Origin of the sequence: Stenotrophomonas nematodicola (genome assembly GCF_009467805.1) — a bacterium.
Lineage (GTDB): Bacteria > Pseudomonadota > Gammaproteobacteria > Xanthomonadales > Xanthomonadaceae > Stenotrophomonas > Stenotrophomonas nematodicola.
The window spans coordinates 317,237-341,487 of record NZ_WIAY01000002.1; the positions used below are offsets into that span (position 1 = coordinate 317,237).

General features: G+C 69.0%; 28 protein-coding genes and 1 other RNA gene. 21 read left to right on the top strand and 8 right to left on the bottom strand.

From position 1 onward, the window contains the following. Positions 1 to 46 precede the first annotated feature (46 nt). The 8 genes from rph (at position 47) to pepQ (ending at position 7,927) form a co-directional block, all read left to right on the top strand. Complete coding sequence (rph, locus tag GDJ08_RS08920) at positions 47 to 775, top strand: ribonuclease PH (protein ID WP_017357240.1); 729 nt, start codon at positions 47 to 49, stop codon at positions 773 to 775. Further along, complete coding sequence (locus GDJ08_RS08925) at positions 772 to 1,158, top strand: VOC family protein (protein WP_017357241.1); 387 nt, start codon at positions 772 to 774, stop codon at positions 1,156 to 1,158. The genes rph and GDJ08_RS08925 overlap by 4 nt, the downstream gene beginning before the upstream one ends. Continuing rightward, entirely contained in the window at positions 1,155 to 1,748 is a 594-nt protein-coding gene (rdgB, locus tag GDJ08_RS08930; RefSeq protein ID WP_165699781.1) for an RdgB/HAM1 family non-canonical purine NTP pyrophosphatase, read from the top strand. Before GDJ08_RS08925 ends, rdgB begins: the two co-directional genes overlap by 4 nt. After that, complete coding sequence (locus GDJ08_RS08935) at positions 1,745 to 2,317, top strand: hypothetical protein (RefSeq protein WP_153164722.1); 573 nt, start codon at positions 1,745 to 1,747, stop codon at positions 2,315 to 2,317. Before rdgB ends, GDJ08_RS08935 begins: the two co-directional genes overlap by 4 nt. Then, entirely contained in the window at positions 2,314 to 3,537 is a 1,224-nt protein-coding gene (hemW, locus tag GDJ08_RS08940) for a radical SAM family heme chaperone HemW (RefSeq protein ID WP_229296483.1), read from the top strand. Before GDJ08_RS08935 ends, hemW begins: the two co-directional genes overlap by 4 nt. Before the next feature lie 169 nt (positions 3,538 to 3,706). After that, positions 3,707 to 6,169 (top strand): DUF1631 domain-containing protein, encoded by a 2,463-nt coding sequence (locus GDJ08_RS08945; protein ID WP_136002969.1) that lies wholly within the window; start codon positions 3,707 to 3,709, stop codon positions 6,167 to 6,169. Continuing rightward, a complete protein-coding gene (locus GDJ08_RS08950; protein WP_153164723.1) occupies positions 6,166 to 6,516 on the top strand; it encodes a PilZ domain-containing protein in 351 nt (116 codons plus the stop codon). Before GDJ08_RS08945 ends, GDJ08_RS08950 begins: the two co-directional genes overlap by 4 nt. Before the next feature lie 82 nt (positions 6,517 to 6,598). Further along, positions 6,599 to 7,927 carry a Xaa-Pro dipeptidase gene (gene pepQ / locus GDJ08_RS08955; protein WP_153164724.1) on the top strand — a complete coding sequence of 443 codons (1,329 nt, stop codon included), beginning with the start codon at positions 6,599 to 6,601 and terminating at the stop codon, positions 7,925 to 7,927. A 142-nt stretch (positions 7,928 to 8,069) separates the two neighbouring features. Here pepQ and GDJ08_RS08960 read toward each other — a convergent pair whose 3' ends face one another. Both GDJ08_RS08960 and GDJ08_RS08965 read right to left on the bottom strand, forming a co-directional pair. Then, the gene (locus GDJ08_RS08960) at positions 8,070 to 9,395 is read right to left on the bottom strand and encodes an aminopeptidase P N-terminal domain-containing protein (protein WP_165699792.1); all 1,326 of its coding nucleotides are present in this window, start codon (positions 9,393 to 9,395) and stop codon (positions 8,070 to 8,072) included. 7 nt (positions 9,396 to 9,402) lie between these two features. Next, positions 9,403 to 9,951: a UPF0149 family protein gene (locus GDJ08_RS08965; protein ID WP_017355836.1), complete on the bottom strand. Its 549-nt coding sequence runs from the start codon at positions 9,949 to 9,951 to the stop codon at positions 9,403 to 9,405. Positions 9,952 to 10,150: 199 nt separating this feature from the next. Here GDJ08_RS08965 and GDJ08_RS08970 point away from each other — a divergent pair, with 199 nt between their 5' ends. From GDJ08_RS08970 to GDJ08_RS09005, 8 genes are all read left to right on the top strand, one after another. Next, complete coding sequence (locus GDJ08_RS08970) at positions 10,151 to 10,372, top strand: TIGR02449 family protein (protein WP_017355837.1); 222 nt, start codon at positions 10,151 to 10,153, stop codon at positions 10,370 to 10,372. Beyond that, entirely contained in the window at positions 10,369 to 10,665 is a 297-nt protein-coding gene (locus tag GDJ08_RS08975; protein WP_017355838.1) for a cell division protein ZapA, read from the top strand. Before GDJ08_RS08970 ends, GDJ08_RS08975 begins: the two co-directional genes overlap by 4 nt. A gap of 123 nt (positions 10,666 to 10,788) precedes the next feature. Continuing rightward, a non-coding RNA gene (gene ssrS / locus GDJ08_RS08980) (6S RNA) lies at positions 10,789 to 10,973 on the top strand. A gap of 82 nt (positions 10,974 to 11,055) precedes the next feature. Then, positions 11,056 to 11,658, top strand: a complete 603-nt coding sequence (locus GDJ08_RS08985; RefSeq protein WP_136003180.1) for a 5-formyltetrahydrofolate cyclo-ligase — start codon at positions 11,056 to 11,058, stop codon at positions 11,656 to 11,658. Between the two features lie 7 nt (positions 11,659 to 11,665). Further along, positions 11,666 to 12,142, top strand: a complete 477-nt coding sequence (locus GDJ08_RS08990) for an EVE domain-containing protein (RefSeq protein WP_017355840.1) — start codon at positions 11,666 to 11,668, stop codon at positions 12,140 to 12,142. Positions 12,143 to 12,180: 38 nt separating this feature from the next. Next, a complete protein-coding gene (rpiA, locus tag GDJ08_RS08995) occupies positions 12,181 to 12,828 on the top strand; it encodes a ribose-5-phosphate isomerase RpiA (protein WP_017355841.1) in 648 nt (215 codons plus the stop codon). Positions 12,829 to 12,873: 45 nt separating this feature from the next. Beyond that, positions 12,874 to 13,326 carry a DUF192 domain-containing protein gene (locus tag GDJ08_RS09000; protein ID WP_136002966.1) on the top strand — a complete coding sequence of 151 codons (453 nt, stop codon included), beginning with the start codon at positions 12,874 to 12,876 and terminating at the stop codon, positions 13,324 to 13,326. A gap of 81 nt (positions 13,327 to 13,407) precedes the next feature. Further along, positions 13,408 to 14,253, top strand: a complete 846-nt coding sequence (locus GDJ08_RS09005) for a SirB1 family protein (protein ID WP_136002965.1) — start codon at positions 13,408 to 13,410, stop codon at positions 14,251 to 14,253. Between the two features lie 33 nt (positions 14,254 to 14,286). Here the strand turns inward: GDJ08_RS09005 and GDJ08_RS09010 are convergent, their stop codons facing one another. Continuing rightward, positions 14,287 to 14,478 (bottom strand): rubredoxin, encoded by a 192-nt coding sequence (locus GDJ08_RS09010; protein WP_136002964.1) that lies wholly within the window; start codon positions 14,476 to 14,478, stop codon positions 14,287 to 14,289. Between the two features lie 72 nt (positions 14,479 to 14,550). Between GDJ08_RS09010 and thiE the strand changes: the two genes are divergently transcribed. Both thiE and hemL read left to right on the top strand, forming a co-directional pair. Further along, a complete protein-coding gene (gene thiE, locus GDJ08_RS09015; RefSeq protein ID WP_153164726.1) occupies positions 14,551 to 15,204 on the top strand; it encodes a thiamine phosphate synthase in 654 nt (217 codons plus the stop codon). Then, positions 15,201 to 16,490, top strand: coding sequence for a glutamate-1-semialdehyde 2,1-aminomutase (gene hemL / locus GDJ08_RS09020; RefSeq protein ID WP_017356525.1), 1,290 nt, complete (start codon positions 15,201 to 15,203; stop codon positions 16,488 to 16,490). The genes thiE and hemL overlap by 4 nt, the downstream gene beginning before the upstream one ends. 67 nt (positions 16,491 to 16,557) lie before the next feature. On the opposite strand, the gene azu is transcribed toward hemL, so the two are convergent. Next, positions 16,558 to 17,004, bottom strand: coding sequence for an azurin (gene azu, locus GDJ08_RS09025; RefSeq protein ID WP_136002962.1), 447 nt, complete (start codon positions 17,002 to 17,004; stop codon positions 16,558 to 16,560). A 131-nt stretch (positions 17,005 to 17,135) separates the two neighbouring features. On the opposite strand from azu, the gene GDJ08_RS09030 reads away from it, so the two are divergent. Beyond that, positions 17,136 to 17,744 carry an HAD-IA family hydrolase gene (locus GDJ08_RS09030; RefSeq protein ID WP_153164865.1) on the top strand — a complete coding sequence of 203 codons (609 nt, stop codon included), beginning with the start codon at positions 17,136 to 17,138 and terminating at the stop codon, positions 17,742 to 17,744. A gap of 60 nt (positions 17,745 to 17,804) precedes the next feature. On the opposite strand, the gene GDJ08_RS09035 is transcribed toward GDJ08_RS09030, so the two are convergent. Continuing rightward, positions 17,805 to 19,034, bottom strand: a complete 1,230-nt coding sequence (locus GDJ08_RS09035; RefSeq protein ID WP_153164866.1) for an acetylornithine transaminase — start codon at positions 19,032 to 19,034, stop codon at positions 17,805 to 17,807. A gap of 65 nt (positions 19,035 to 19,099) precedes the next feature. Between GDJ08_RS09035 and GDJ08_RS09040 the strand changes: the two genes are divergently transcribed. After that, positions 19,100 to 19,972 (top strand): ion transporter, encoded by an 873-nt coding sequence (locus tag GDJ08_RS09040; protein ID WP_017356529.1) that lies wholly within the window; start codon positions 19,100 to 19,102, stop codon positions 19,970 to 19,972. 3 nt (positions 19,973 to 19,975) lie between these two features. On the opposite strand, the gene GDJ08_RS09045 is transcribed toward GDJ08_RS09040, so the two are convergent. Then, positions 19,976 to 20,794 carry an SDR family oxidoreductase gene (locus tag GDJ08_RS09045; protein ID WP_017356530.1) on the bottom strand — a complete coding sequence of 273 codons (819 nt, stop codon included), beginning with the start codon at positions 20,792 to 20,794 and terminating at the stop codon, positions 19,976 to 19,978. A gap of 75 nt (positions 20,795 to 20,869) precedes the next feature. Continuing rightward, a complete protein-coding gene (locus GDJ08_RS09050; RefSeq protein WP_153164727.1) occupies positions 20,870 to 21,526 on the bottom strand; it encodes a phosphotransferase in 657 nt (218 codons plus the stop codon). 111 nt (positions 21,527 to 21,637) lie between these two features. Here GDJ08_RS09050 and GDJ08_RS09055 point away from each other — a divergent pair, with 111 nt between their 5' ends. Then, positions 21,638 to 23,632: a bifunctional DedA family/phosphatase PAP2 family protein gene (locus GDJ08_RS09055; protein WP_136002960.1), complete on the top strand. Its 1,995-nt coding sequence runs from the start codon at positions 21,638 to 21,640 to the stop codon at positions 23,630 to 23,632. Positions 23,633 to 23,664: 32 nt separating this feature from the next. Here the strand turns inward: GDJ08_RS09055 and GDJ08_RS09060 are convergent, their stop codons facing one another. Further along, positions 23,665 to 24,246, bottom strand: a complete 582-nt coding sequence (locus GDJ08_RS09060; protein WP_017357030.1) for an LON peptidase substrate-binding domain-containing protein — start codon at positions 24,244 to 24,246, stop codon at positions 23,665 to 23,667. Between the last annotated feature and the right edge of the window lie 5 nt (positions 24,247 to 24,251).

Genomic DNA, 24,251 nt, shown 5'->3' on the forward strand with positions numbered 1-24,251 from the left:
GGCCCGGGCGCGGTTCCGCATCCCCCGTCCTACCCGGAAGCCAAGCATGTCCGATCCCCGTCCCAGTGGCCGCCAGGCCGACCAGCTGCGCGAAGTGCGCATCGAGCGCGCCTTCACCCGCCATGCCGAAGGCTCGGTGCTGGTCAGCTTCGGTGAGACCCGCGTGCTGTGCACCGCCAGCGTGGAAAACCGCGTGCCGGGTTTCCTGCGCGGCAAGGGCGAGGGCTGGGTGACGGCCGAGTACGGCATGCTGCCGCGTTCGACCCACACCCGTAACGACCGCGAAGCCGCCCGTGGCAAGCAGGGCGGCCGCACGCTGGAGATCCAGCGCCTGATCGGCCGCACCCTGCGCGCCTGCATCGACCGCGGCGCGCTCGGCGAACGCACCATCACCCTGGACTGCGACGTGCTGCAGGCCGACGGCGGCACCCGTACCGCGGCCATCACCGGCGCCTACGTGGCCCTGGTGGACGCGGTGAACTTCCTGCTCAAGCGCGGCGACATCAAGCGCAACCCGATCGTCGGCGCGGTCGCGGCGGTCTCCGTCGGCGTCTACCGCGGCACCCCGGTGCTGGACCTGGACTACGCCGAGGACAGTGACTGCGATACCGACATGAACGTGGTGATGAACGACGGTGGCGGCTTCATCGAGCTGCAGGGCACCGCCGAAGGCCATGCCTTCCGCCGCGACGAACTGGACGCGCTGCTGGCACTGGCCGAGACGGGCATCCAGGCGCTGTTCGCGGCACAGCAGGCCGCCCTGGCGTCGGCATGAACCGGCGCATCGCCCTGACCACGCTGGTGGTGGCCGATTACGATGAGGCCATTGCCTGGTACACCGGCAAGCTCGGCTTCACCCTGATTGACGACATCGACCAGGGCGACAAGCGCTGGGTGGTGGTCGGCCCGACCGACGGCAGCGCCGCCGCCCTGCTGCTGGCCCGCGCCAGCAATGACGAGCAGCGCGCACGCATCGGCAACCAGACCGGGGGCCGCGTCGGTTTCTTCCTGAACACCGATGACTTCCACCGCGATCATGCCGCCATGACCGCGCAGGGCGTGGTGTTCCTCGAACCCCCGCGCGAAGAGGCCTACGCCACCGTCGCGGTGTTCGCCGACCTGTACGGCAACACCTGGGACCTGCTGGAGCCGAAATGAAGACACTGGTACTGGCCAGCGGCAACGCCGGCAAGCTGAAGGAACTGCAGGCCATGCTCGGCGACCTGCCGCTGCAGATCGTGGCGCAGGGCGAGCTGGGCGTGGAGGATGTGCCCGAAACCGGCCTGACCTTCGTCGAGAACGCGCTGATCAAGGCCCGCCATGCGTGCGCCAGCACCGGCCTGCCGGCCCTGGCCGACGACTCCGGCCTGATCGTGGACGCGCTGGATGGCGCGCCCGGCCTGTACAGCGCGCGCTATGCCGGCAGCCCGACCAACGATGCCGCCAACAACGCCAAGCTGCTCGAGGCGATGCGCGATGTACCGGCCGAACGCCGTACCGCGCGCTTCTACGCGGTGATCGTACTGCTGCGCCACGCCAACGACCCGCAACCCGTGATCTGCGAAGGCAGCTGGGAAGGAACCATCATCGATGCGCCACGCGGCAGCAACGGGTTTGGTTACAACCCGGTGTTCCTGGACCCGGTCCGCGGCCTGACCGCGGCGGAGATGGACCCGGCACAGAAGAACGCCATCAGCCATCGGGCCATCGCACTGGCCAGGCTGCGCGGATTCCTCGCCAGCGCATGAGCGACGGGGCGCGCCGCGAGTTCCATGCGAACGGACGCAGCTTCCAGGTGCTGCTCGCCCTGCTGATGCTGGGCGTCCTGGTCGTGATGGGCGGTACGTCCCTGCTCGGATCGGACAGCAGCGACCCGGCGCATCGGACCCCGTGGGGCTTCCTGTTCGGCCTGGTCGGCAGCATGTGGCTCCTGCTCGGCGTCCTGTTCGCGGTAATGAGCCGGCAACGCGTGGTCATCGGGACCGATGGCCATATCGAGGTCAAAAGCGTGCTCAATGGCTTCCGCACGCGGCGCTTCCATGTCCGTGAGGTGGCCGCGCTGCACTATGGCAACTGGCAACACAGCACCCAGTCGGTGGTCAGCGAACTGGGCGTGGCCCTGCGCCCCGCTCCACACCGGCAGTGGCAGCATGTGCGGGTGATGAACACGCACGTGGCCGACGGGGGTGCGCTGGCACTGTTCCGCGCCATCGCCGCTGCGGTGCACGCCGCCCAGCCCGAGCTCTCCCTTCCCCGCGAACTGGCGCCTGACAACGGCGCCCTCTCCCCGAGCCACGCCGCACGGCAACGTCCATGAACACCCCCTGCAATCACCTCCCCGGCGAAGCCTGCACCGACCACGACCACGATCACGATCATGAGGCGCGGCTGGTCCCGCCGCCGCTGTCGCTGTACGTGCACCTGCCCTGGTGCGTGCGCAAATGTCCGTACTGCGATTTCAACTCGCATGCGGCCAAGGGCGAACTGCCGTTCGACGCCTATATCGATGCGCTGATCCGCGACCTGGACCAGGACCTGCCACTGGTCTGGGGCCGGGTGGTCAACAGCGTGTTCTTCGGTGGCGGCACGCCCAGCCTGTTTCCACCGGACGCGATCGACCGCTTCCTGCAGGCAGCGGCTGCGCGGCTGCGCTTCGCACCGAATCTGGAAGTCACCCTGGAAACCAATCCGGGCACCGCCGAGCACGGCCGTTTCGACCGCTACCGCGCGGCCGGCGTGAACCGCATCAGCTTCGGCATCCAGACCTTCAACGACGAGGCGCTCAAGCGCCTGGGCCGCATCCACGACAGCGGCGAGGCCGAGCGCGCGGTCAAGCTGGCGCAGGACGCCGGCTACGACAACTTCAACATCGACCTGATGTACGCGTTGCCGCAGCAGACTCTGGGCCAGGCCGAGCACGACCTGGAACGCGCGTTCGCGCTGCAGCCCACGCATCTGTCGCATTACCAGCTCACCCTGGAGCCCAATACGGTGTTCTTCGCCCGGCCGCCGCAGGGCATCCCGGACGAGGATTCGGCGTGGGACATCCAGGAGCACTGTCAGCGTCTGCTGGCCGACGCCGGCTATGCGCAGTACGAGGTCAGCGCCTATGCGCGGCCGGGACGGCAGAGTGCGCACAACCTGAACTACTGGCGTTTCGGCGATTACCTGGGCATCGGCGCCGGCGCGCACGGCAAGATCAGCAGCGGCGCCGGGCAGAACGTGCTGCGCCGCTGGAAGCACAAGCATCCGCAGACGTTCATGGAGACCGCCGGCACGGCCGCATCGATCGGCGGCGACGACATCATCGATGCCGACCGCCTGCCCTTCGAATACATGCTCAACCTGTTGCGCCTGCACGAAGGGTTTGGCCTGCGCGATTTCGAATCGCGCACCGGGTTGGCGCGGGCACAGATAGCCGCACCGTTGCAGACTGCAGTGGCGCGCGGGTGGATGACCATGACAGGCGACCATGCGCAGCCCACCGAACTGGGCCGGCGCTTCACCAACGACGTCGTCGAACTGTTCCTCCCCTGACGCCGGGTTCTTCCCGGTTTGTTGCAGGTGGCATGGACCACACGGAACGCAGCCGGGCAGCACCCGGCTCCGTGGCGGCCCGCGGCCGGGGCGCCTTCACGCACCGTGTGGCGGCAAACCGGGGAAACCGTTAGATTCCGGGTACTCAGGGGAGCCGGAACCACCACGGATGTCTGCGTCCGCACCTTCATCGTTTCAGGCCGACAGCGCGCGCTTTGCCAGCGTCGATGCGCCGCCGCGCGTGCGCCGGCTGCTGGCCGCCCTGCACGCGCAGGCGGTACAGACGCTGAGCAACCCGCTCAAGCTGACCATCGTCGAGCTGGAGCGTGAGTTGTTCCGCGATGCGGAACGCGCACGCAACAGCCAGATCCAGGCCGACATCTACGCCCAGGCGCGGCAGCTGCACGAGGTGAACGCCCTGTTCGCGCCGCGCTTCCTGGCCGCCCTGGCCGACGCGCTGGCGCAGCTGCGCCAGCCGCGACAGGCACACCGCCCGGTGGCCGCCGCCACGCCGGTGTCGGCCAATACCCTCACCCTGGTCACCGATACCGACATCGACCGCGATATCGTGCTGGCCGACATCACCCGGCGCGAAGCCCAGCGGTCGGCCAGCGCGCTGCAGCTGCTGGGCCAGCGCTTCGGCGTCCTCGCGGCCGGCCCGGCGTTCGACGTGGAAGATCTGCCCTTCGGCCCGTACGTGCTGTGCCGGATCGCGCGCGAGCTGGGCGAACAGTTCTCGCTGGGGCTGGAGACCCAGCTGGCCTTGTTCCGTGTGTTCGACCGCCAGCTGATCGAGCGTCTCGGCGAGCTGCTGGAGCGCGCCAACATCCTGCTCGGCCACGAAGGCGTGCTCCCCGGCCTGGTCTATACCCCGTATCTGGCCCGTTCGGCGACCACCCGCCGCATTGTCACCGGCGCCGAGCGTGGGTCGCCCGCCCGTGCCGGCGGCGCCGGCGCGCGGCCGCTGACCGGCTGGGGCGGTGCCACGCCCGCCGGTGCCTGGGCGGCCATGACCAGCGAAGCGATGGCGGCCCTGCCACGTTCGCTGCAGAACGCCACGCTCGCACCGATGACCGCCGCAGGGGCCGGTGCAGCGGTACCGGCATCCGCTGGCACCGGTGCGGCCGGTCCGGATCTCACGGCACCGGCGATGGCGGCCCTGCACCAGTTGCTGGGCGCCGCGCGCCAGGCCAACGCCGGGGCAGCACCTGCGGACGGCGGCGGTGCCGCGACGCCGGGCGGACCGGCCACGGCGGGTGCGCCCGGTTCCGCCTCCCAGCTTCCCGCGCAACCGGCGCCAGCCAGCACCGCCGTTCCGATTCCGGACGAGGCCCTGCAGGCCACCCTGGCACGCCTGCAGGGCCAGACCGCACACGCGGCGGGCACCCGCCGCAGCATGGCCGACCTGCACAACGCGCTGCTGGCCCAGGTACGCGCCGACCACGGGCCGCAGGCAGCGCTGACCATCAAGGACAACGACACCTTCGACCTGCTGGACATGCTCTACGGGCAGATCCAGCGCGAAGTCCGCCATGACGCGGCCGCCGCCGACCTGCTGACCCGTCTGCAGGTGCCGGTGGCGCGCGCAGCGCTGTCCGACCCCGCCTTCTTCGTGCGCGACCAGCACCCGGCCCGCGAACTGCTCAATGCCGTGGCCGAAGCAGGGGCCACCTGGCTGGGCGAGGAGGATGTCGATCCGCAGCTGGTGGCCAAGCTCAGCCACGCCGTCGACCAGGTGGTACAGAACTACAAGGGCGACACGGCGGTATTCGACGCTGCCAACGACGACATCCAGCAGCATTTCCGCGCACTGGCGCACAAAGCCGAACTGGCCGAACGCCGGCACGTGGAGGCGGCACGCGGCAAAGAGCGCCTGGAATCGGCCAAGCAGCAGGCCAGCGCCAGCATCGAGCAGCTGTGCGCGCAGGCCGCGCCGCCGCGCTTCGTGCAGTCCCTGCTCAAGCAGGCCTGGTCGGACACCCTGACCCTGACCCTGCTGCGCCACGGCGAGGAGTCGCCACAGTGGCAGCAGCGCCAGGAGGAAACAGCCCGCATCGCCGCCATCACCTGCCAGCCGCCGGGCGCTGCGGACAGCGACACCGCGCTGGGTGAGCAGGTCGAAGCCGCGCTGCTGCAGGTGGGGTACCACCAGGACGAGGCCGCCGCGATCGCCCGCCGGCTGTCCACGCCCGGTGGCGAGGATGACAGCACGTCGCGGACCGAACTGACCGCGCGCCTGAAAGCGCGCACCCGCCTCGGCGAACAGGCCGACAGCGCCGACCCGCGCAAGGTCGCACCGCTGGCGCGCAGCACGGCCGAGGAAGACTGCTACCGCCAGCTGCGCACGCTGCCGTTCGGCACCTGGTTCGAGTTCACCACCAACCAGCAAGGTGACGTGCGCCGCCAGCGCCTGTCCTGGTACAGCCTGGTCACCGACAACGCATTGTTCGTCACGCCGCGTGGGCAGAAGGCCGGCGAGCACTCGCTCGACGCCCTTGCCCGCCTGATGGCGCACGGCCAGGCGCGCATCGTCACCGAAGACAAGGGCCGGCTTATCGACCGCGCCTGGCAGGCCACCCTGCGCACCCTGCGCTCGCTGGCAGGCGCCGGCACCCCGGAGGCATCGGCATGAATACCCCCGACACGCGACGCGCGCCCCGCCGCCAGGTGGCCGAGCTGGTGCCGGTCACCGACTGCATGGCCGAGACCATTATCGGCCGCCTCGGCAACGTCTCCGAAACCGGCATGCTGATGCTGGCCTCCGTGCCGATGCACGAGGATGCCCTGTACCAGCTGCAGTTCGCCATTCCCGGGCCGCACGGCCAGCCGCGCGTGCTCGATGTGGGCGCGCACCTGCTGTGGAGCGAACAGACCCATGCGCCCGGCCAGGCCTGGGTGGGCTTCCGCTTCCTGACACTGAGCCGCGAACACCGCGAACAGCTGCGCGACTGGATCGCGCAGGAATCTTCGGCAGTGTGAGTGCCGGTTCCGGCACAGCGCCGCCGGCGCGATTGCGGCAGAATCAGGGGCTGCACTCCGCACTGTCGAACGAGCCCCCGTGATGAACCAGCCAGACCTCGGCGCCCTGTATTCCCACCACATCGGCGTGCTGTGCCGGCGCGCGGATGAAGCGCTGGCGCGCGGCGGTTTCGACCACCTGGTGATTCCCAGCGGCACCCAGCACTACCAGGCGTTCGACGACCGCGACTATCCGTATGCGGTCAACCCGAACTTCAAAGCCTGGCTGCCGCTGACCAAGGTCCCCAACAGCTGGCTGGTGTACACCCCGGGCAAGCGCCCCACGGTGATTTTCCACCAGCCGTTCGACTACTGGCACGTGGTGCCCGACGCGCCCAACGGCTGGTGGGTGGAGCATGTGGACATCGCGATCATCCGCACCCCCGAGGAAGCGCTGACGCTGCTGCCCAGGGACATCGCGCGCTGCGCGATCCTCGGTGAGCCGCAGAGCGCGCTGGGTACCGTGGTGCCGAACAACCCCGAGCCGGTATTGAGCTACCTGGACTGGCACCGCGCCAGCAAGACGCCGTATGAAATCGCGTTGATGCGCCAGGCCCAGCGCCTCGGCGTGCGCGGCCACCGCGCTGCCGAAGCCGCCTTCCGCGCCGGCGCCAGCGAGTTCGAGATCCACATGGCGTACTGCCGTGCGGTAGGCCAGGACGCCAATGAACTGCCCTACGGCAACATCATCGGTCTCAACGAACACGCCGCGGTACTGCATTACACCGACCTGGGGCGCACCGCACCGCAGCCGCTGCGCAGCTTCCTGATCGATGCCGGCGCCAGCGCGCACGGTTATGCCAGCGACATCACCCGCACCTATGCGGCCGCCGGCCACGACGAGTTCCAGGCGATGATCGACGCGGTCGACACCGCGCAGCAGGTCATGTGCGCCGGGGTGCGTGCGGGCGTGGACTACAAGCAGCTGCACATCGACGCGCACCTGTCGCTGATGGGCATCCTCAAGGACGTCGGCGTGCTCAAGGTGTCTGCCGAGGCCGCCCTGGCCACCGGCGTCAGCGCCGCGTTCTTCCCGCACGGCCTGGGTCATCTGATCGGCCTGCAGGTGCACGATGTCGCCGGCTTCGCCGCCAGCGACCGCGGCGGCCGCGTCGAACGCCCGCAGGGCCACCCCTACCTGCGCCTGACCCGCGTGCTGGAGCCGGGCATGGTGGTCACCATCGAGCCGGGCCTCTACTTCATCGACATGCTGCTGGACGAAGTGAAGCAGGCCGGCAACGCCGACAGCATCGACTGGGGCCGCGTGGACTTCTTCCGCCCGTATGGCGGCATCCGTATCGAAGACGAGGTGCTGTGCACCGACGGCGACGCCGACAACCTCACCCGCCCTGCCTTCGCCGCCGCGGATTGACCAGCCGCGGGTAGAGCCGACCGCTGGTCGGCTATCGCGCGCAACGCGGGGTGTCGCGATGCCGGCGCGGAGAGCAGCCGACCAGAGGTCGGCTGTGCGGGGCGATGCGGCGTTGATCGGCAACGCCGCGCCCCGGGCCGGCTCAGCGCGCGGCCATCTCCGCTTCGATCTCGTCCGCGCTGCGCGCCAAGGCGGCGGTCAGCACCTGGTGGCCGTTGTCGGTGATCAGCACATCGTCCTCGGTGCGGATGCCGATGCCACGCCAGCGCGCCTCCACGGTGCGATCATCGACCGAGACATACAGACCCGGCTCGATGGTGAACACCATGCCCGGTTCCAGCATCCGCGAGTCGCCAGCCAGGCGGTAATCGCCGACATCATGTACATCCAGCCCCAGCCAATGGCCGGTCTTGTGCCGGTAAAAGCGCTGGTAATGACCCTCGGCGATGTTCTCTTCCAGGCTGCCCTTCAGCAGTCCCAGCCGCAGCAGGCCTTCGGTGAGCGTTTCCACCGCCGCCAGGTGCCCGGCCTCGTACGCCTGGCCCGGGCGCGCCTGGGCCAACGCGGCCGCCTGCGCCGCGCCCACCAGATCGTGCAGCGCACGCTGTTCGGGCGTGAAACGGCCGTTGACCGGGAAAGTCCGCGTGATGTCGCTGGCATACCCGCGGTACTCGGCGCCGGCGTCGATCAGGACCAGATCACCGTCGCGGCTGCAGGCAGTGTTGTCGCGGTAATGCAGGATGCAGGCGTTGGCGCCGGCCCCGACAATGCTGCCGTACGCGGCCCAGGCATCGTTGGCGCGGAACTGGCGTTCCAGGTCGGCCTGCAGCTCGTACTCGTGGATGCCTGGCCGCGCCACCCGCATCGCGACGCGATGCGCCTGCACGCTGATGTCCGCCGCGCGCTGCATCAAGGCGATCTCGGCCGCAGACTTGAACAGGCGCTGCTCATGCAGCAGGTGGCCCAGCTCCAGGAACTCGTGCGGCGGCTGGGCGCCATGACGGACCTGGGAGCGCACGCGGTTGACCCAGCCGATCAGCTTGAGGTCGAACTCCGCATCACGGCCGAAGTGGTAATACACCCGCGAACGGCCCTCGAGCAGGCCCGGCAGGATGTCGTCCAGATCGTCGATCGGGTACGCATCGTCCATGCCGTAGCGCGACACCGCGCCCTCCTGACCGGCGCGTGCGCCATCCCAGGCCTCGCGGTCGGCATCGCGCTCGCGGCAGAACAGGATCACCTCGCCGTGGCGGCGCCCGGGGATCAGCACCAGCACCGCCTCCGGCTCGGGAAAGCCGGACAGGTACCAGAAATCCGAGTCTTGGCGGAACGGATAGTGGGTATCCAGGCTGCGCACGCGCTCGGCGGCGGCCGGCAGCACCAGGATCGCGTCGTCGCCGGCCATTTCCATCAACTGGCGGCGGCGACGGGTGTATTCGGCGGCGGAGATGCCGGTCAGCTGCCGGATATCCATCTCAGTTCAGGCGCTGCCGATGGCGCGCGGCCATGACGCAGTCCCCGTGCAGCAGCAGCACCGCCACGCGGATGAACTCCTCGATTTCGGCCAGCGCATCGTCGTCATCGTCGTTGCCGCTTTCAAAATCCTCGCTCGACGCCTGGGCCAGCTTGGCCAGGTCGTTGAGCGCCTCTTCGCCTTCCTCGGACAGCGTCGGGCGGCGACCACCCGCGCCCAGCCCGAAGCCGCCCAGGAACGCGCGCGCCCAGGTGAACAGGGCGTCGGCCTGCGCGGCAGTGTCGCCGGCATCGGACAGCAGCAGCTCGAAGGCGAAATCACGGTCTTCCAGCTGGGCCACACTGGCCTCCAGCAGACGCGACAGCGCGTCGCCCTCTGCCGGCACCGGCAGGGCGTCGTCGGCCAGCACCCGCGCCGGCCATTCGCGCACCGGCGCACCACCGGCGGACAGCCAACCGCACAGGCCGCCGTGGAGTTCAGCGGCGCTGGCGCCCAGGCCCAGGGCCTGGCTGGCCTGGTTTACGTCGTCGACACTCGGAAGTTCGGTCATCTTGGGGCTCGATCAGAAAAAGGTGCCACCGCAGCCGATCACCACGGTTTGTGAGCGCGACAGTGTAGCAATCCGGCCGTCTTCCCCGGGTCGTTGCCGTGCGTCCGGGCTGCCCGCGACAGACCCCGGCCCGGACCGCCGCACGCCCCCGTCATTATTCGCTTGACCGCCCTGTACGCCCTTGCCTATCGTGCCGCTCATGGAACCCGCCGACGCCATCGCCCAGTTGCAGGCCTTCGCCGCACGCGTGGAGGCGTTGCTTGAGCGCAACCAGCGCCTGGCCGAGGAGAACCGCAGTCTCCGCCACCAGCAGGAACAGCTGGTGGCCGAGCGGTCCCAGCTTCTGGCCAAGAACGAGCAGGCCCGCTCCCGGGTCGAAGCGATGATCACCCGCCTCAAGTCCCTGGAGCAGCACACATGAGCCAGACCGAACCGGTCAGTGTCCGCATCCTGGACCGCGAGTACACGGTGGGCGTGGGCGCCGAGGAACGCGAAAGCCTCACGGCGGCGGCCAGGCTGCTGGACGCCAAGATGCGCGAGATCCGCGGCAGCAACCGCATGGCTGCGGTGGACCGGGTGGCGGTGCTGGCCGCGCTCAACCTCGCCCATGAGCTGCAGCAGCTGCGCGACGACCATGCCCGCCAGGCGGTGGCGCTGCAGCAGACGCTGGCCGACCTGAACCGGCGTCTGGACCGCGCCATCGACGGCGCCTGACCGCGCGTGGAACATCGCCACGCGTGCGGCGATGAACACGCGCCTGTCATCGATCTGAATTCTCCTGCAATCCAACCGACGAACGGCCTATCCCCCGGCGCGCGCTTGGCTATAATGGCGACGCGTTCTCTGCTGTGAACGACGGCGTGTGCAAACATTCGCCTTGTCCCTTAATTACGACCACGGGTGCGCGACGGCGCCGGGAGTGCAGGTCCGCCTTGTAGCGGGAAGCCCGAAGGAACCCCAGCGTACCCACTTGAACCCCGGGTTCAAGGTCGTTTCGCACGCATCGTCACCGCGGAGAATGCAATATTCCGGCAAGAGCGACGTTCCCCTGGAGCGTCGCTCTTGTTTTATCCGCCGCTCTCCTTCCATGACCTGGACCCCGGCATGACCGACCCGCGCCTGGCCCTGCGCCAGCAGTTGCGCCACGCCCGTCGAGACCTCCCCGCCGCGCACCGCCTGGCCGCTGCCGACACCCTGGCCGATGCGCTGCTGTCGTTGCCGTTCGCCCCCACCGCAGGCCATGTCGCCGGTTACTGGGCGATGGATGGCGAGATCGCCCTGCACCGCTGGCAGATGCAGTTGCCCGACAACGTGGTCTATTGCCTGCCGGTACTGCATGCGCAGACGCTGCGCTTCGCGCCTTGGCGTCCCGGGCAGCCGCTGACCGCCAACCGGTTCGGCATTCCCGAGCCGGACATGCCGATCGCGCAGACCCTGGCGCCCGAGGAGATGGCGCTGGTGGTGGCACCGCTGGTCGGATTCGACAGCCAGTGCCGGCGACTGGGCATGGGAGGCGGCTGGTATGATCGCAGCTTCGCATTCCGGCAGGCGCGCCAGGCCCCGCCGTGGCTGGTCGGCGTCGGATTCTCGATCCAGCAGGTGGACGCCCTTCCGGTCGCGCCCTGGGATGTCCCGGTCGATGCGATCTGCACCGAACTGTCCACCCTTGTTCCCGCGCCGGTCCACGATCGGCACCCACCGCGATAGAGATGGCATGACCGCACGCAAGCGCTACTGGCTGATGAAGTCCGAACCGGACGCCTTTTCCATCGACGATCTGCAGCGCGTCGGTCGCGAGCCTTGGAACGGCGTGCGCAACTACCAGGCGCGCAACTTCATGCGCGATGGCATGAAGGTCGGCGATGGCGTGCTGTTCTACCACTCCAACACCAAGGTCCCCGGCATCGTCGGGCTGGCCACCGTGGCCAGCGACGCCTACCCGGACGAGACCCAGTTCGACGCCGGGTCGGACTATTACGATCCCAAGGCCACCCGCGAAGAACCGCGCTGGCTGCTGGTGGACGTGGCCTTCGAGCGCAAACTGCGCAACACGATTTCGCTGGACGAGATCAAGCTGCATGCCGATGCGCTGGGCGAGGGGTTCCCGCTCATCGCGCGCGGCAACCGCCTGTCTATCCTGCCGGTGACAGCAGCGCAATGGAAAACGCTGCTGTCGCTGGAAAAGCACTGACCCTTTTCTTTCCTCCTCGTCACCAAGAGTTCTCCGCCATGTCCGAAGCCAAGCGCCTGGCCGCCGAAAAAGCCCTGGAATACGTCGAAGACGGCATGATCGTCGGTGTCGGCACCGGGTCCACCGTTGCCTACTTCATCGACGGTCTGGCCCGCATCAAGCACCGCATCAAGGGCACCGTGTCCAGCTCCGAGCAGAGCACCGCGCGCCTGCGCGAGCACGGCATCGAGGTGATGGAACTGAACCACACCGGCACGCTCTCGCTGTACGTGGACGGCGCCGACGAATGCGACGGCAACAAGTGCCTGATCAAGGGCGGTGGCGCTGCCCTGACCCGCGAAAAGATCATTGCCGAGGCCAGCGAGCGCTTCGTCTGCATCGTCGACCCGAGCAAGCAGGTCAAGGTGCTGGGCCGCTTCCCGCTGCCGGTGGAAGTCATCCCGATGGCGCGCAGCCTCGTGGCGCGCCGGATCCTGGAAATGACCGGCGGCCAGCCGGCGTGGCGCGAAGGCGTGATCACCGACAACGGCAACGTCATTCTGGACATCCACCATCTGGAAATCACCGACCCGGTGAAGCTGGAGCGCGAGCTCAACCAGCTGCCCGGCGTGGTCTGCGTGGGCCTGTTCGCGCGGCGCCCGGCCGACGTGGTGATCGTCGGTGGCGAACCGCCGCAGGTGTTCTGATCCCCTGGCCGGCGCCCGGCGCCGGCCCTACCGTCGAGGTGAACGATGATTCTCAAGCGTCTGCTGCCGCTGCTGTTGCTGCTCGCCCTGACCGGGTGCGCCAGCACCGGCGCCCGCCACTGGGTCGAACTGGGCGGTACGCGGTACAAGGTCGAACTGGCGACCAGCGATGAAACCCGCGCACGCGGGCTGATGTTCCGCGACCACATGCCCGACGACCACGGCATGCTGTTCATCCACGAACGCGAGGAGCTGCAGGCGTACTGGATGAAGAACACCAAGATCGCGCTGGACATCCTGTACTTCGATGCGCAGCGCCGGCTGGTCAGCCAGTCGCGCGACGTTCCGCCGTGCTCGGCCGGCGACCGTTGCCCGCCCTACCCCAGCAGCGGCCCGGCACGGTATGTGCTCGAGCTCAACGCCGGCCAGGCCGAAAAACTGGGCCTGGCCGATGGCACCGAGCTGGTGTTCGGCCCCGGCATCGACGACGCCCGATAAGGGAGTGACCGCCGGCCACGGCTGGCGGTCTTTCACATGGCCCCGCTTGAATCGCGAGGCATTTGTCGCCAGTCTTGTCCCATGCAGGGGCAGATGACATTACCGGAGTGGGATTCGCTGGCCGACCTGGACGACGAGGCGCTGCCCCTGTTGCCCACCGCGCTGCTGATCGCCCGCGATGAGTACCCCGACCTGGACCCGAAGGTCTACGACGCGCTCATCCAGAGCCATGTCGAGCACCTGCGCACGGAGGTCGGCACGATCGAGATGTGGCCGATGAAGATCGCGGCCGTCAACCGCCACCTGTTCGACGAACTGGGCTACAGCGGCGACCACGGCGAGTACTACGACCCGCGCAACAGCTACCTCAACCAGGTGTTCGAACGCCGCCTGGGCAACCCGATCTCGCTGGCCCTGGTGCAGATGGAAGTCTCGCGCCGGCTGGGCATTCCGCTGGACGGAGTGTCCTTCCCCGGCCATTTCCTGGTGCGCCTGCCGGTCAACGACGGCGTCCTGGTGATGGACCCCTTCAACGGCGGTCGCCCACTGGACGTGGAAGAACTGCGCGAGCGCGCCCGCTCGCACCTGGGCGGCGAGGTTCCCGATGACGACGTGCTGGCGCAGATCCTCGATCCGGCGCCGGCACGCGCGATCCTGATGCGCATGCTGCGCAATCTGCACGGGGTGTATGCCGAGCGCGGCGAATGGGACCGCGCCGCACGCTGTGCGGACCGCCTGCTGAAACTGGCCCCCGAGCAGGACGACGCATTGCGCGACCGCGGACTGGCCTACCTGCAGCTGGATTACCAGGCCGGCGCGCACCGCGACCTGGCCCAGTACCTGCAGCGCAATGGCCAGGCCAGCGACGCCCAGTGGGTGCGCGAGAAACTGGTGGCGCTGGGCGGACGCACGCCGCGGCTGCACTGAACACCGCAAGCCGCGATTGACCCGCCAGGCGGATCAGTCCACCTCGACCATCTCGAAATCGTCCTTGGTCACGCCGCAGTCCGGGCACGTCCAGGTATCGGGAATGTCTTCCCAGCGGGTGCCCGGCGCGATCCCCTCTTCCGGCAGACCGTCTTCTTCCTTGTACAGAAAGCCGCAGACAACGCACATCCAGGTGCGGAAAGTGGTGGCGGTGGCATCGGTCATTGGATAATCACGGCGGGACAGGAACGGGCAGCGCCCATTGTCCCACTCCCGTCGTGCTACCGGTAGCCACCGATGACTTCTGCGTCCCGCCTTTCCCCACGCCCCCGTGGCGTTTACCTGATCACCCCCGACGAGGCCGATACCGCCCGCCTGCTGGCGCGCACCGCGCCGCTGCTGGCTGGCGGCGCCACCTGGCTGCAGTACCGCAACAAGACCGCCGACGCCGCCCTGAAGGAGACGCAGGCCACCGGGCTGCAGGCACTGTGCGCGCAGCACGGGGTGCCGCTGATCATCAACGACGACCCGCACCTCGCCCACCGCGTGGGCGCCGCCGGCGTCCACCTGGGCGGCACCGATGGGGACATCGGCGCCGCGCGCGCCCTGCTGGGCGCGGCGGCCATCATCGGCGCGTCCTGCTACGACCAGCTGGCCAACGCCGAGCATGCGGTCGCCGCCGGCGCCAGCTATGTGGCCTTCGGTGCGTTCTTCCCCACCACCACCAAGGTCACCCGCAGCCGCGCCACCCCCGACCTGCTGCGGCAAAGCGCCGCACTGGGCGTGCCGCGGGTGGCGATCGGCGGGCTGACCCCGGACAATGTCGGTCCCGTCATCGCGGCCGGCGCCGATCTGGTGGCCGTGGTCAGCAGCGTATTCGCCGCCGACGATCCGGTCGCCATCCAGCGCGCCTTCCTCGCCCAGTTCCCGCCTCACCAGGACACCCCATGAACCACGACCAGTCCCACGCCCTGTTCACCCGCGCACAGGCGCTGCTGCCCGGCGGCGTCAACTCGCCGGTGCGCGCGTTCAAGTCGGTTGGCGGTGAACCGTTCTTCGTGCAGCGCGCCGATGGCCCGTACCTGTACGACGTGGACGGCAACCGCTACATCGACTACGTCGGGTCGTGGGGCCCGATGATCGTCGGCCACAACCACCCGGCCGTGCGCCAGGCGGTCAAGCGCGCCATCGACAACGGCCTGTCCTTCGGCGCACCGTGCGAGGCCGAAGTAGTGATGGCCGAGACGCTCACCCGGCTGGTGCCGTCGTGCGAGATGGTGCGCATGGTCAACTCCGGTACCGAAGCCACGCTGTCGGCGATCCGCCTGGCGCGGGGTGCCACCGGCCGAAGCCGCATCGTCAAGTTCGAAGGCTGCTACCACGGTCACGGCGATTCGTTCCTGGTCAAGGCCGGCAGCGGCATGCTGACGCTGGGCGTGCCCACCTCGCCGGGCGTGCCGGCGGGCCTGAGCGAACTGACACTGACCCTGCCCTACAACGATTTCGACGCGGCCACCGCGCTGTTCGCCGAACAGGGCGAGCACATCGCCGGCCTGATCATCGAACCGGTGGTGGGCAACGCCAACTGCATTCCGCCGCGCGAAGGCTACTTGCAGCACCTGCGTGCGCTGTGCACGCAGTACGGCACGCTGCTGATCTTCGACGAAGTGATGACCGGCTTCCGCGTCGCCCTCGGCGGCGCGCAGGCGCACTACGGCATCACCCCCGATCTGACCACGTTCGGCAAGATCATCGGAGGCGGCATGCCGGTAGGGGCCTACGGCGGGCGTCGCGAGCTGATGTCGCAGATCGCGCCCGCCGGCCCGATCTACCAGGCGGGCACCCTGAGCGGCAACCCGGTGGCGATGGCCGCTGGCCTGGCGATGCTCGAGCTGGTGCAGGAACCGGGCTTCCACGACCGCCTGAGCGCTGCGAGCGCCCGCCTGTGCGCCGGCCTCGAGGATGCGGCCGCGGCGGCCGGCGTGGCCGTTACCACCACGCAGGTGGGGGCGATGTTCGGCCTGTTCTTCACCGACCAGAAAGTGGACACCTATGCGCAGGCCGTTGCCTGCGACATCGGCGCGTTCAACCGCTTCTTCCACGCCATGCTCGAGCGCGGCGTGTTCCTGGCACCCTCGGCCTACGAGGCCGGCTTCCTGTCCAGCGCCCACGACGACAGCGTGATCGACGCAACGATCGCCGCAGCGCGCGACGCGTTCAAGGTCGTCAACGGTTGATCCAGCGGGAAGGGTACGGGGCTACCGACCCGCGGTCGGTAGCTGCCGGCCGGTTGGTGTTCGGGACTCACCCGAATACAAACCGGCCTTTCATCATCGCGAAGTGGCCCGGGAACGAGCAGAAGAAAGTGTAGTCGCCGCCCTTGGTGAGCCTGGCGGTGGAGAAGGTGACGCTGGTGCTCTGTCCCCCCCCGATCACCGGCGTGTGCGCCAGCACGCGCGCGTCGCCCTTCGGCAGATAGCTGTCGGCCAGCTTCATGCGCATGCCGGCCATCGCCACCGGCTGGTAGTCCGCACTGCGGGTCAGCACCCAGTTGTGGCCCATCGTGGTGGCGGCCAGCTTACCGGTGTGGCGCAGGGTCAGCTTGACCTGGCTGCAGTCCGCCGCGACCTTGATCTCCTTCTGGCTGAAGCTCATCTGATCGGTGCTGTCCAGAGCGACCGCGCAGACGCGGGCGTGGGCAGACGGGGCCAGCACCAGGCCGGCGAGCAACACGGGAACAAGCAGTTTCAAGACAATCTCCAGTCAACGGTCCCCGCGATTCTAGGGGCCGCGTACGCGCACGACCTGCGACGCGATGTCGCAGCGCGCCCCGTCGCTGGGGTACGGTCAGCATTGGACCTGGACGAGAGTGCCCGATGCCGATGGCCGTGGACTGCCTGCTGCTGGATGTCGATGGCGTGCTGGTGCGCTATGCGCGGCACCTGCGCGTACGCCACCTCGCCGCCGCCTGCGGTTGCAGCGCGGCGGCGGTGCACGCCGCCCTGTTCGACAGCGGACTCGACCGCGAGCATGACAGCGGGCTGGACAGCGCCGTGTATCTGGCACGCCTGGGCCAGGCGTTGGGCACGCCGGTCAGCGCGGCGCAGTGGCAGGCCGCGCGCATTGCCGCCTCCATGCCACAGGCCGGGGTGATCGAGCGCGTGCAGCGCATCGCGCGGCATCTGCCGATCGCGGTGCTGACCAACAACGGGGCCATGATGGCCGATACGATTCCGCGCCTGCTGCCGACCCTGGCCGACGCACTGCGCGGACGTATCCTGTGCAGCGGCGCATTGGGCGGGCGCAAACCCGATCCGGCGGTGTTCCTGCAGGCCACGGCGCTGCTCGGCCTGCGACCGGAACGGACGCTGTTCGTGGACGATCTGTTCACCAACGTGCGCGGCGCGCGCGTGGCCGGCCTGCAGGCCGAAACCGCGGCCGACAGCCGTACCTTCGGCAAGGTCATGAAGCGCTACGGGCTGAGCGGCTGAGCGGCTGAGCGGGACCGCGTACGCGCCCCCGGGCAGGCCGGGGGCACGAAGGATGGCGGCTCAGTGCGAGGCGATGTACGACTGGATGGCCGCCCGCAGGCGCTTGAGGCCTTCGGCGATTTCCTCATCGGTGATGTTCAGCGACGGCACGAAGCGCAGTACGTCCGGGCCGGCCTGCAGCGTCAGCAGCCCCTTGTCGGCGGCATGGTCCAGAATCGCGCCGGCCTGGCCGGCAAAGTCGCGGTCCAGCACCGCGCCCAGCATCAGGCCCCGGCCACGCACCTGGCTGAACACCTTGAACTCGTCGTTGATCCGGCCCAGGCCGTCGCGCAGCGCCTGCGACTGGCGGCTCACGTTGTGGCCGATCTCCGGCGAGGACAGCTTGCGCAACGCCACGCGTGCGACCGCCGCCGCCAGCGGGTTGCCGCCGAAGGTGGTGCCGTGCGCGCCGAACTGCATGACCTCGGCAACTTTCGGGCCGGCCAGCATCGCACCGATCGGGAACCCGCCGCCCAGCGCCTTGGCCAGGGTCACGATGTCCGGCTTGATGCCGTCCTGCCAGTGCGCGAACAGCGTCCCGGTGCGGCCCATGCCGACCTGGATCTCGTCCAGCACCATCAGCGCGCCATGCTGGTCGCAGAGATCACGGATGCGCTGCATGAAGCCCGGCTTGGCCGGCATCACACCGCCCTCGCCCTGGATCGGCTCCAGCATCACCGCCGCCACGTCACCGGCGGCCATCGCGGTCTCCAGCTGCACCTCGTCGTTGAAATCGACATAGCGGAAGCCACCCGGCAACGGCTCGTAGCCTTCCTGGTACTTCGGCTGGGCGGTGGCGGTCACCGCCGCCAGGGTGCGGCCGTGGAAGCTGCCGCGGAAAGTGACGATGACGCGCTGGTGAGCCGGGCGGCCCTGCGAGGACGCCCACTTGCGCACCAGCTTGATCGCCACTTCATTGGCTTCGGCGCCGGAATTGCACAGGAACACGCGCTCGGCGAAACGCGAGGCGGTGACCAGTTCCTCGGCCAGGCGCAGCGGCGGTTCGCTGTAGAACACGTTGCTGGTGTGCCAGAGCTTGCCGGCCTGCTCGATCAGCGCTGCGGTCAGGTCCGGGTCGTTGTGGCCCAGCCCGCACACGGCGATGCCGGCGGCCAGGTCGATGAACTCGCGCCCCTGGGTATCCCACACGCGCGCGCCCTGGCCGCGCTCGAGCACCACCTGGCGCGGCTTGTACACCGGCAGGTAGTAATGCGACAGGGACAACAGCGGATCGGGGGCGGCGGCGGTCATGGCAGTCAGGGGCATCGGGAAAGTCCCATTCTCGCGCTTCCGCCGGCTCAGGCACAATGCGGCCCATGCGACCGTTCAGCGCCCCCCAGCTCAATCCCGCCACCGAGACCGGCTGGCGCCGTCGCTGGTTCGACATCATCTACCGCCACGACACCCGGCCGTCGCGCAACTTCGACCTGCTGCTGGTCTACGCCATCATCGCCAGCGTACTGGTGGTGATGTTCGACAGCGTGCAGCGCTTCCACGTTGCCCACGCCGACTGGCTGTACGTGGTCGAATGGGGCTTCACCCTCCTGTTCACCGCCGAGTACGTACTGCGGCTGGTGGTGGTGAAACGACCGCTGCGCTATGCGGTGAGCGTCTGGGGCGTCATCGACCTGGCCTCGATCCTGCCCACCTATCTGTCGCTGTTCATCCCCGGCGCGCAGAGCCTGCTGGTGGTGCGCGCGCTGCGCATTCTGCGGGTGTTCCGCATCCTCAAGCTGACCCGCTACATCGAGGAAAGCGGCATCCTGATGCAGTCGCTGTGGCGCAGCCGGCGCAAGATCCTGCTGTTTCTGTTCACGGTGGTGACCATCACCATCATCGCCGGCACCCTGATGTACGTGATCGAAGGGCCCAACCACGGCTTCACCAGCATCCCCAGCAGCATGTACTGGGCGGTGGTGACGATGGCCACGGTGGGCTTTGGCGACATCGTGCCGCAGACCGTGCTCGGCCGCTTCGTCACCTCGGTACTGATCCTCATCGGCTACAGCATCATCGCCGTGCCCACCGGCATCTACACCGCCGAACTGGCCAGCACCATGCGCGACGCAGAGCTGGCCGCACGCCGTGACGCGCGTGGCTGCCCGCAGTGCGGGCTGGAAGGACACGAGCCCGATGCGCGGCATTGCCGGCGTTGCGGGCACGTGTTGCCGGAGACGTTCAACCAGTAGCGGTCAGTCCAGGAACAGGTCCGGCAGCAGCGGCCGTGAGGGGTCCACCGCGTAACGGCCCAGGTCGGTGATGCCGGCCTGGGCCAGCACCTCGTCATCGAGCAGGAACTGCCCGCTGAATCCGGCCGCCTGGCGGGTCAGCACGGCGTGCGCGGCGTCGGCCAGGATCTCCGGCGTGCGGCAGCCGGCACTGTCCACGCCGGGAATCATGTTGATCGCATCGGTGGCAATGATCGTGCGCGGCCACAGTGCATTCACCGCCACGCCCTGCGGCCCGAACTCGGCGGCCAGTCCCAGCGTGACGAAGCTCATGCCCATCTTGGCCAGCGTGTAACCGGTATGCGGTCCCCACCATTTCGGGTCGAGGCTGGGCGGCGGGGCCAGGGTCAGGATGTGCGGATTGGGTGCCTGCAGCAGGTGCGGCAGGCAGGCCTGCGCGCACAGGAAGCTGCCGCGCGAATTGACCTGCTGCATCAGGTCGAACCGCTTCATCGGTGTCTCCAGCGTGCCGCGCAGCCAGATCGCGCTGGCATTGTTGACGAGGATGTCGATGCCGCCGAACGTGTCGACGGTGGCGGCCACGGCTGCGCGCACCTGGTCTTCCTCGCGGATGTCGCACTGCAGGGCCAGGGCCTGGCCGCCGGCAGCGGTCACGGCGTCAGCGGCGCTGTGGATGGTGCCGGGCAGTTTCGGATTGGGCACCGCCGACTTGGCTGCGATGGCCACGTTGGCGCCGTCGCGCGCTGCGCGCAGGGCGATGGCCAGGCCGATGCCGCGCGAGGCGCCGGTGATGAACAGGGTCTTGCCTTGCAGACTGGCCATGCGGACGTCCTCGAAGCGGTTGCGTGGACCGGCATTATGCCGCGCGCGCCGCCTGGCGACGTGCGGAAGGCCGCGTCAGGGTTTGGGGCCCTGCCCTTCGTTGTCTTCCCAGTGCAGGATCCGGCGGGTGACGAAGCGGTACACCGGCTTGCCGGTGCGGAACCACAGATCGCGTACCCACGAGGGTCGCGCGAGCACGCGTCGTTCCACCGGCGTCAGCGACGTGCCGCAGTACATGCGCTTGTGCTTGAGCAGGTGGCGCAGGTCTTCGCGCGCCAGCAGCCGCATACAGCGCGAGCGCGGATTGCCGATCACCGCCAGCTGGAAGTCGATGACCGCCGGCGAGCCGTCCTCGCGCACCAGCCAGTTGGCTTCCTTGGCCAGGTCGTTGTGTGCGACGCCACGCCGATGGACCTGCTGCAGCAGCGCGCGCGCCGCACGGAAGTACGCCAGGTCGCCGCGCGGCGGACGCTGGTACATCGCCTGGCCCGGCATGTAGCTGCGGTCCAGCTGCTGGCGGTTGGACGCCAGCAGCTGCGGCGTCGCCGCCAGCCCGTCCAGCTGCCGCAGCGCGCGCGCTTCGCGCCGCGCCAGGCCGCGTGCGATCCCGCGCAGCCACCACGGGCCGGCACGCAGATCACGACGGATGAAACGGTGCCCGCCCTGCTCGACCAGCAGGATACGGCCGAAGGTGTCGGACTTGAGCGCCTGCTGGGAAGGGGACGTATTCACTGCGTCATTCTAGGCATGCCAGCGACCCATTCACCTCGATACGCGGCAGATCACGGCATTTCCCTGCTGCTGGCCGGCAATCAGTCACTTTCACAGCCCTATAATCCCCGCATGGACTCGTCATGGATCGATGCCACGCTTGCGTGGATCGCAGCTCACCCCGTGCTTGCCGGCGCGGTCATTTTCCTTATCGCCTTCTGCGATGCGGTCATCGTGCTGGGCGCGATCGTGCCCGCCCTCCCGCTGCTGTTCGCCGTGGGCGTCTTCATCGGCCTGGGGCAGATTTCCGGACCGTATGCGGTGGCGTGCGCGGCCCTCGGTGCGTTTGCCGGTGACGGGATCAGCTACTGGATCGGGCGTCGCTGGGGCGATCGCCTGCGCGGCTTCTGGCCGTTCAGCAAATACCCGCAGCTGCTGGACCGTGGCGAGACGATGTTCCGCCGCAATGCCTTCAAGAGCATCCTGGTGGCACGCTACGTCGGCGCGATCCGCCCGTTCGTGCCCGCCATCGCCGGCATGTTGAAGATGCCGCTGTCGCGCTACATCCAGGCCAGCGGCATTGCCAGTCTGTCCTGGGCGGTGCTGTTCCTGGCGCCGGGTTGGGTGCTTGGCGAAGCCTATGATGCCGTCGCTGCGGTCGCCGGGCGGCTGGTGATGGTGCTTGCCCTGCTGGGCGTGATCCTGGGCCTGGTATGGGCGATCGTGCTGTACGGCTACCGCTGGTCGGCCGCGCGCATGGACAGCTGGCTGGCCGCCCTGCTGCGCTGGTCGCAGCGCCACCCCACGCTGGGCCGCTATTCGGTGTCGGTGCTGGACCCGCAGCGCCGCGAATCGGTGCCGCTGGCGATGCTGGCACTGATGCTGCTGCTGCTGGGCTGGTGCTGGTTCGCGCTGCTGATGGCAGTGGTCGCGCATGGCGAGCCGCTCGCGCTGGACCTGGCCGTGCACCAGGCCATGCTGGCCCTGCGCAATCCGCTGGCCGACTACCCGATGGCCGCACTCGCCTCGCTGGGCGCCTGGCCGGTACTGGCACCGGCCACGGCCGCCGGCATGGGGTATCTGATCTGGCGCCGGCGCTGGATGGCCGCCGGCCACTGGCTGGCGGCACTGGCCTTCGGCCTGGCCCTGACCAAGCTGCTCGGCGCCACCGTGCACGTGGTACGCCCGCCCGATGCCAGCAGCGGGTTCGGCTTCCCGTCGGTGTCGGTGACGATGGCCACCATCACTTTCGGCTTCTTCGCGGTGCTGATCGCGCGCGAGCTGCCCGGTCGCACCCGCGTGTGGCCGTACCTGCTGTCCGGTGTCATCGTCAGCGTGATCGGCTTTGCCCGCCTGTACCTCGGCGCGCATTGGCTCAGCGACGTGATCGGCGGGATGCTGTTCGGCATTTTCTGGCTGCTGGTGCTGGGCATCGCCTACCGCCGCCGCTTCAACCGCTCGTTCTGGGTCAAGCCGGTGGCATGGCTGTTCTACGGCACCTTCGCGGTGGCCGCGCTGTGGTACGCGCCGCGCAACATCCCGGTGAAGCTGGCACGGTTCGAGCCGGCGCAGCCGGCACCGGTGGATATCGCCTCGGCCGCGTGGTGGCAGCAGGCGTGGCAGCAGCTGCCGGCGCGGCGCAACGAGTTCGACGACGACCAGCGCTGGCCGCTGGACGTGCAGGTGGCCGGGCCGCTGGCACCGTTGCAGAAGCGCCTGGAAAGCCAGGGCTGGCGCGTGCAGCCGCAGGCCGGCTGGGAACAGGCGCTGCTGATGCTGGACAAGTCGGCCGGCCAGGACGAAATCCCGGTGCTGCCGGCCACGCTGGACACCCAGGTGGAATCGCTGCTGATGCTGCGCGCGGGCAATGCGCCCGACGAGGTCTTCGCGCTCCGCCTGTGGCCGGCGCCGGCCCGCCTGCAGCCCGGCGACCAGCCGCTGTGGCTGGGCAGCGCGCAGACCCTGCACTACCAGCGGCATTTCAGCCTGATTGGCATGTGGCGGCCGATGCGCGGCATCGACCCGTCGCTGAACGCCGTGCGTGAGGCGCTGGACGGCCTGCCGCAGCAGGTCTCCACCCATCCGGACACACAGATGCCGGTACTGCGGGTCAAGACCACCCCGTAACGCCGGGCTCTACCCGGCGGCGGAGCCCACGCTCACGCGGGTATCCAGCGCAGCAGGTCCTGCAGCCGCTGGTGCGGATCATCCTGCTGCAGCAGCTGCAGCCGCTGCGGTTCCTCCAGCGGCAGCAGCTCGGCGAGCCGCCAGCCCACCCATGCGGCCTGGTCGAGCTGCCCCGGGTGCACCGGGGCGAATGCCGCGCCCGCCTGTTCGATGATGTGTTCCAGCACGGTGGCCAGCAGCGCGTGTTCGGGGCGCAGCTCGTCATCGTGATCGGGTGGACTCCACTGCACGTCGGCCAGCACCAGGCCATTGTCACGCACGCGCGTGCGCAGCACATGGAAGCGGCGCTGGCCGCGCAGGCGCAGCACCAGCACGCCATCGGCACCGACGTCGAAATCCTCGATGCGCGCTTCCACGCCGTAGGCCGCCGGCAGGGCCGGGCCACCGACCTCGTCGCCGTCCAGGATCAGGCACACGCCAAAGGTGGAATCCTGCCGGCCGCACTCGCGCAGCATGTCCAGGTAGCGGCGCTCGAACACCCGCAGGCCGAGCGCGGCGCCGGGCAGCAGCACGGCGTGCAGGGGAAACAGCGGCAGGGACGCAGTCTCGGTCATGGCCG

Coding starts and splice junctions, on each gene's coding strand:
- GDJ08_RS08925 (WP_017357241.1), top strand. CDS start 772: ATGAACCGGCGCATCGCCCTGACCACGCTGGTGGTGGCCGATTACGAT.
- hemW (WP_229296483.1), top strand. CDS start 2,314: ATGAACACCCCCTGCAATCACCTCCCCGGCGAAGCCTGCACCGACCAC.
- rph (WP_017357240.1), top strand. CDS start 47: ATGTCCGATCCCCGTCCCAGTGGCCGCCAGGCCGACCAGCTGCGCGAA.
- GDJ08_RS08970 (WP_017355837.1), top strand. CDS start 10,151: ATGGAACCCGCCGACGCCATCGCCCAGTTGCAGGCCTTCGCCGCACGC.
- GDJ08_RS09060 (WP_017357030.1), bottom strand. CDS start 24,246: ATGACCGAGACTGCGTCCCTGCCGCTGTTTCCCCTGCACGCCGTGCTG.
- GDJ08_RS09055 (WP_136002960.1), top strand. CDS start 21,638: ATGGACTCGTCATGGATCGATGCCACGCTTGCGTGGATCGCAGCTCAC.
- GDJ08_RS08990 (WP_017355840.1), top strand. CDS start 11,666: ATGACCGCACGCAAGCGCTACTGGCTGATGAAGTCCGAACCGGACGCC.
- GDJ08_RS09045 (WP_017356530.1), bottom strand. CDS start 20,794: ATGGCCAGTCTGCAAGGCAAGACCCTGTTCATCACCGGCGCCTCGCGC.
- GDJ08_RS09040 (WP_017356529.1), top strand. CDS start 19,100: ATGCGACCGTTCAGCGCCCCCCAGCTCAATCCCGCCACCGAGACCGGC.
- pepQ (WP_153164724.1), top strand. CDS start 6,599: ATGAACCAGCCAGACCTCGGCGCCCTGTATTCCCACCACATCGGCGTG.
- GDJ08_RS08965 (WP_017355836.1), bottom strand. CDS start 9,951: ATGACCGAACTTCCGAGTGTCGACGACGTAAACCAGGCCAGCCAGGCC.
- GDJ08_RS08975 (WP_017355838.1), top strand. CDS start 10,369: ATGAGCCAGACCGAACCGGTCAGTGTCCGCATCCTGGACCGCGAGTAC.
- GDJ08_RS09005 (WP_136002965.1), top strand. CDS start 13,408: ATGCAGGGGCAGATGACATTACCGGAGTGGGATTCGCTGGCCGACCTG.
- GDJ08_RS08935 (WP_153164722.1), top strand. CDS start 1,745: ATGAGCGACGGGGCGCGCCGCGAGTTCCATGCGAACGGACGCAGCTTC.
- thiE (WP_153164726.1), top strand. CDS start 14,551: ATGACTTCTGCGTCCCGCCTTTCCCCACGCCCCCGTGGCGTTTACCTG.
- GDJ08_RS08985 (WP_136003180.1), top strand. CDS start 11,056: ATGACCGACCCGCGCCTGGCCCTGCGCCAGCAGTTGCGCCACGCCCGT.
- rdgB (WP_165699781.1), top strand. CDS start 1,155: ATGAAGACACTGGTACTGGCCAGCGGCAACGCCGGCAAGCTGAAGGAA.
- GDJ08_RS08945 (WP_136002969.1), top strand. CDS start 3,707: ATGTCTGCGTCCGCACCTTCATCGTTTCAGGCCGACAGCGCGCGCTTT.
- GDJ08_RS09010 (WP_136002964.1), bottom strand. CDS start 14,478: ATGACCGATGCCACCGCCACCACTTTCCGCACCTGGATGTGCGTTGTC.
- rpiA (WP_017355841.1), top strand. CDS start 12,181: ATGTCCGAAGCCAAGCGCCTGGCCGCCGAAAAAGCCCTGGAATACGTC.
- hemL (WP_017356525.1), top strand. CDS start 15,201: ATGAACCACGACCAGTCCCACGCCCTGTTCACCCGCGCACAGGCGCTG.
- GDJ08_RS08950 (WP_153164723.1), top strand. CDS start 6,166: ATGAATACCCCCGACACGCGACGCGCGCCCCGCCGCCAGGTGGCCGAG.
- GDJ08_RS09000 (WP_136002966.1), top strand. CDS start 12,874: ATGATTCTCAAGCGTCTGCTGCCGCTGCTGTTGCTGCTCGCCCTGACC.
- GDJ08_RS09035 (WP_153164866.1), bottom strand. CDS start 19,034: ATGACCGCCGCCGCCCCCGATCCGCTGTTGTCCCTGTCGCATTACTAC.
- GDJ08_RS09030 (WP_153164865.1), top strand. CDS start 17,136: ATGGCCGTGGACTGCCTGCTGCTGGATGTCGATGGCGTGCTGGTGCGC.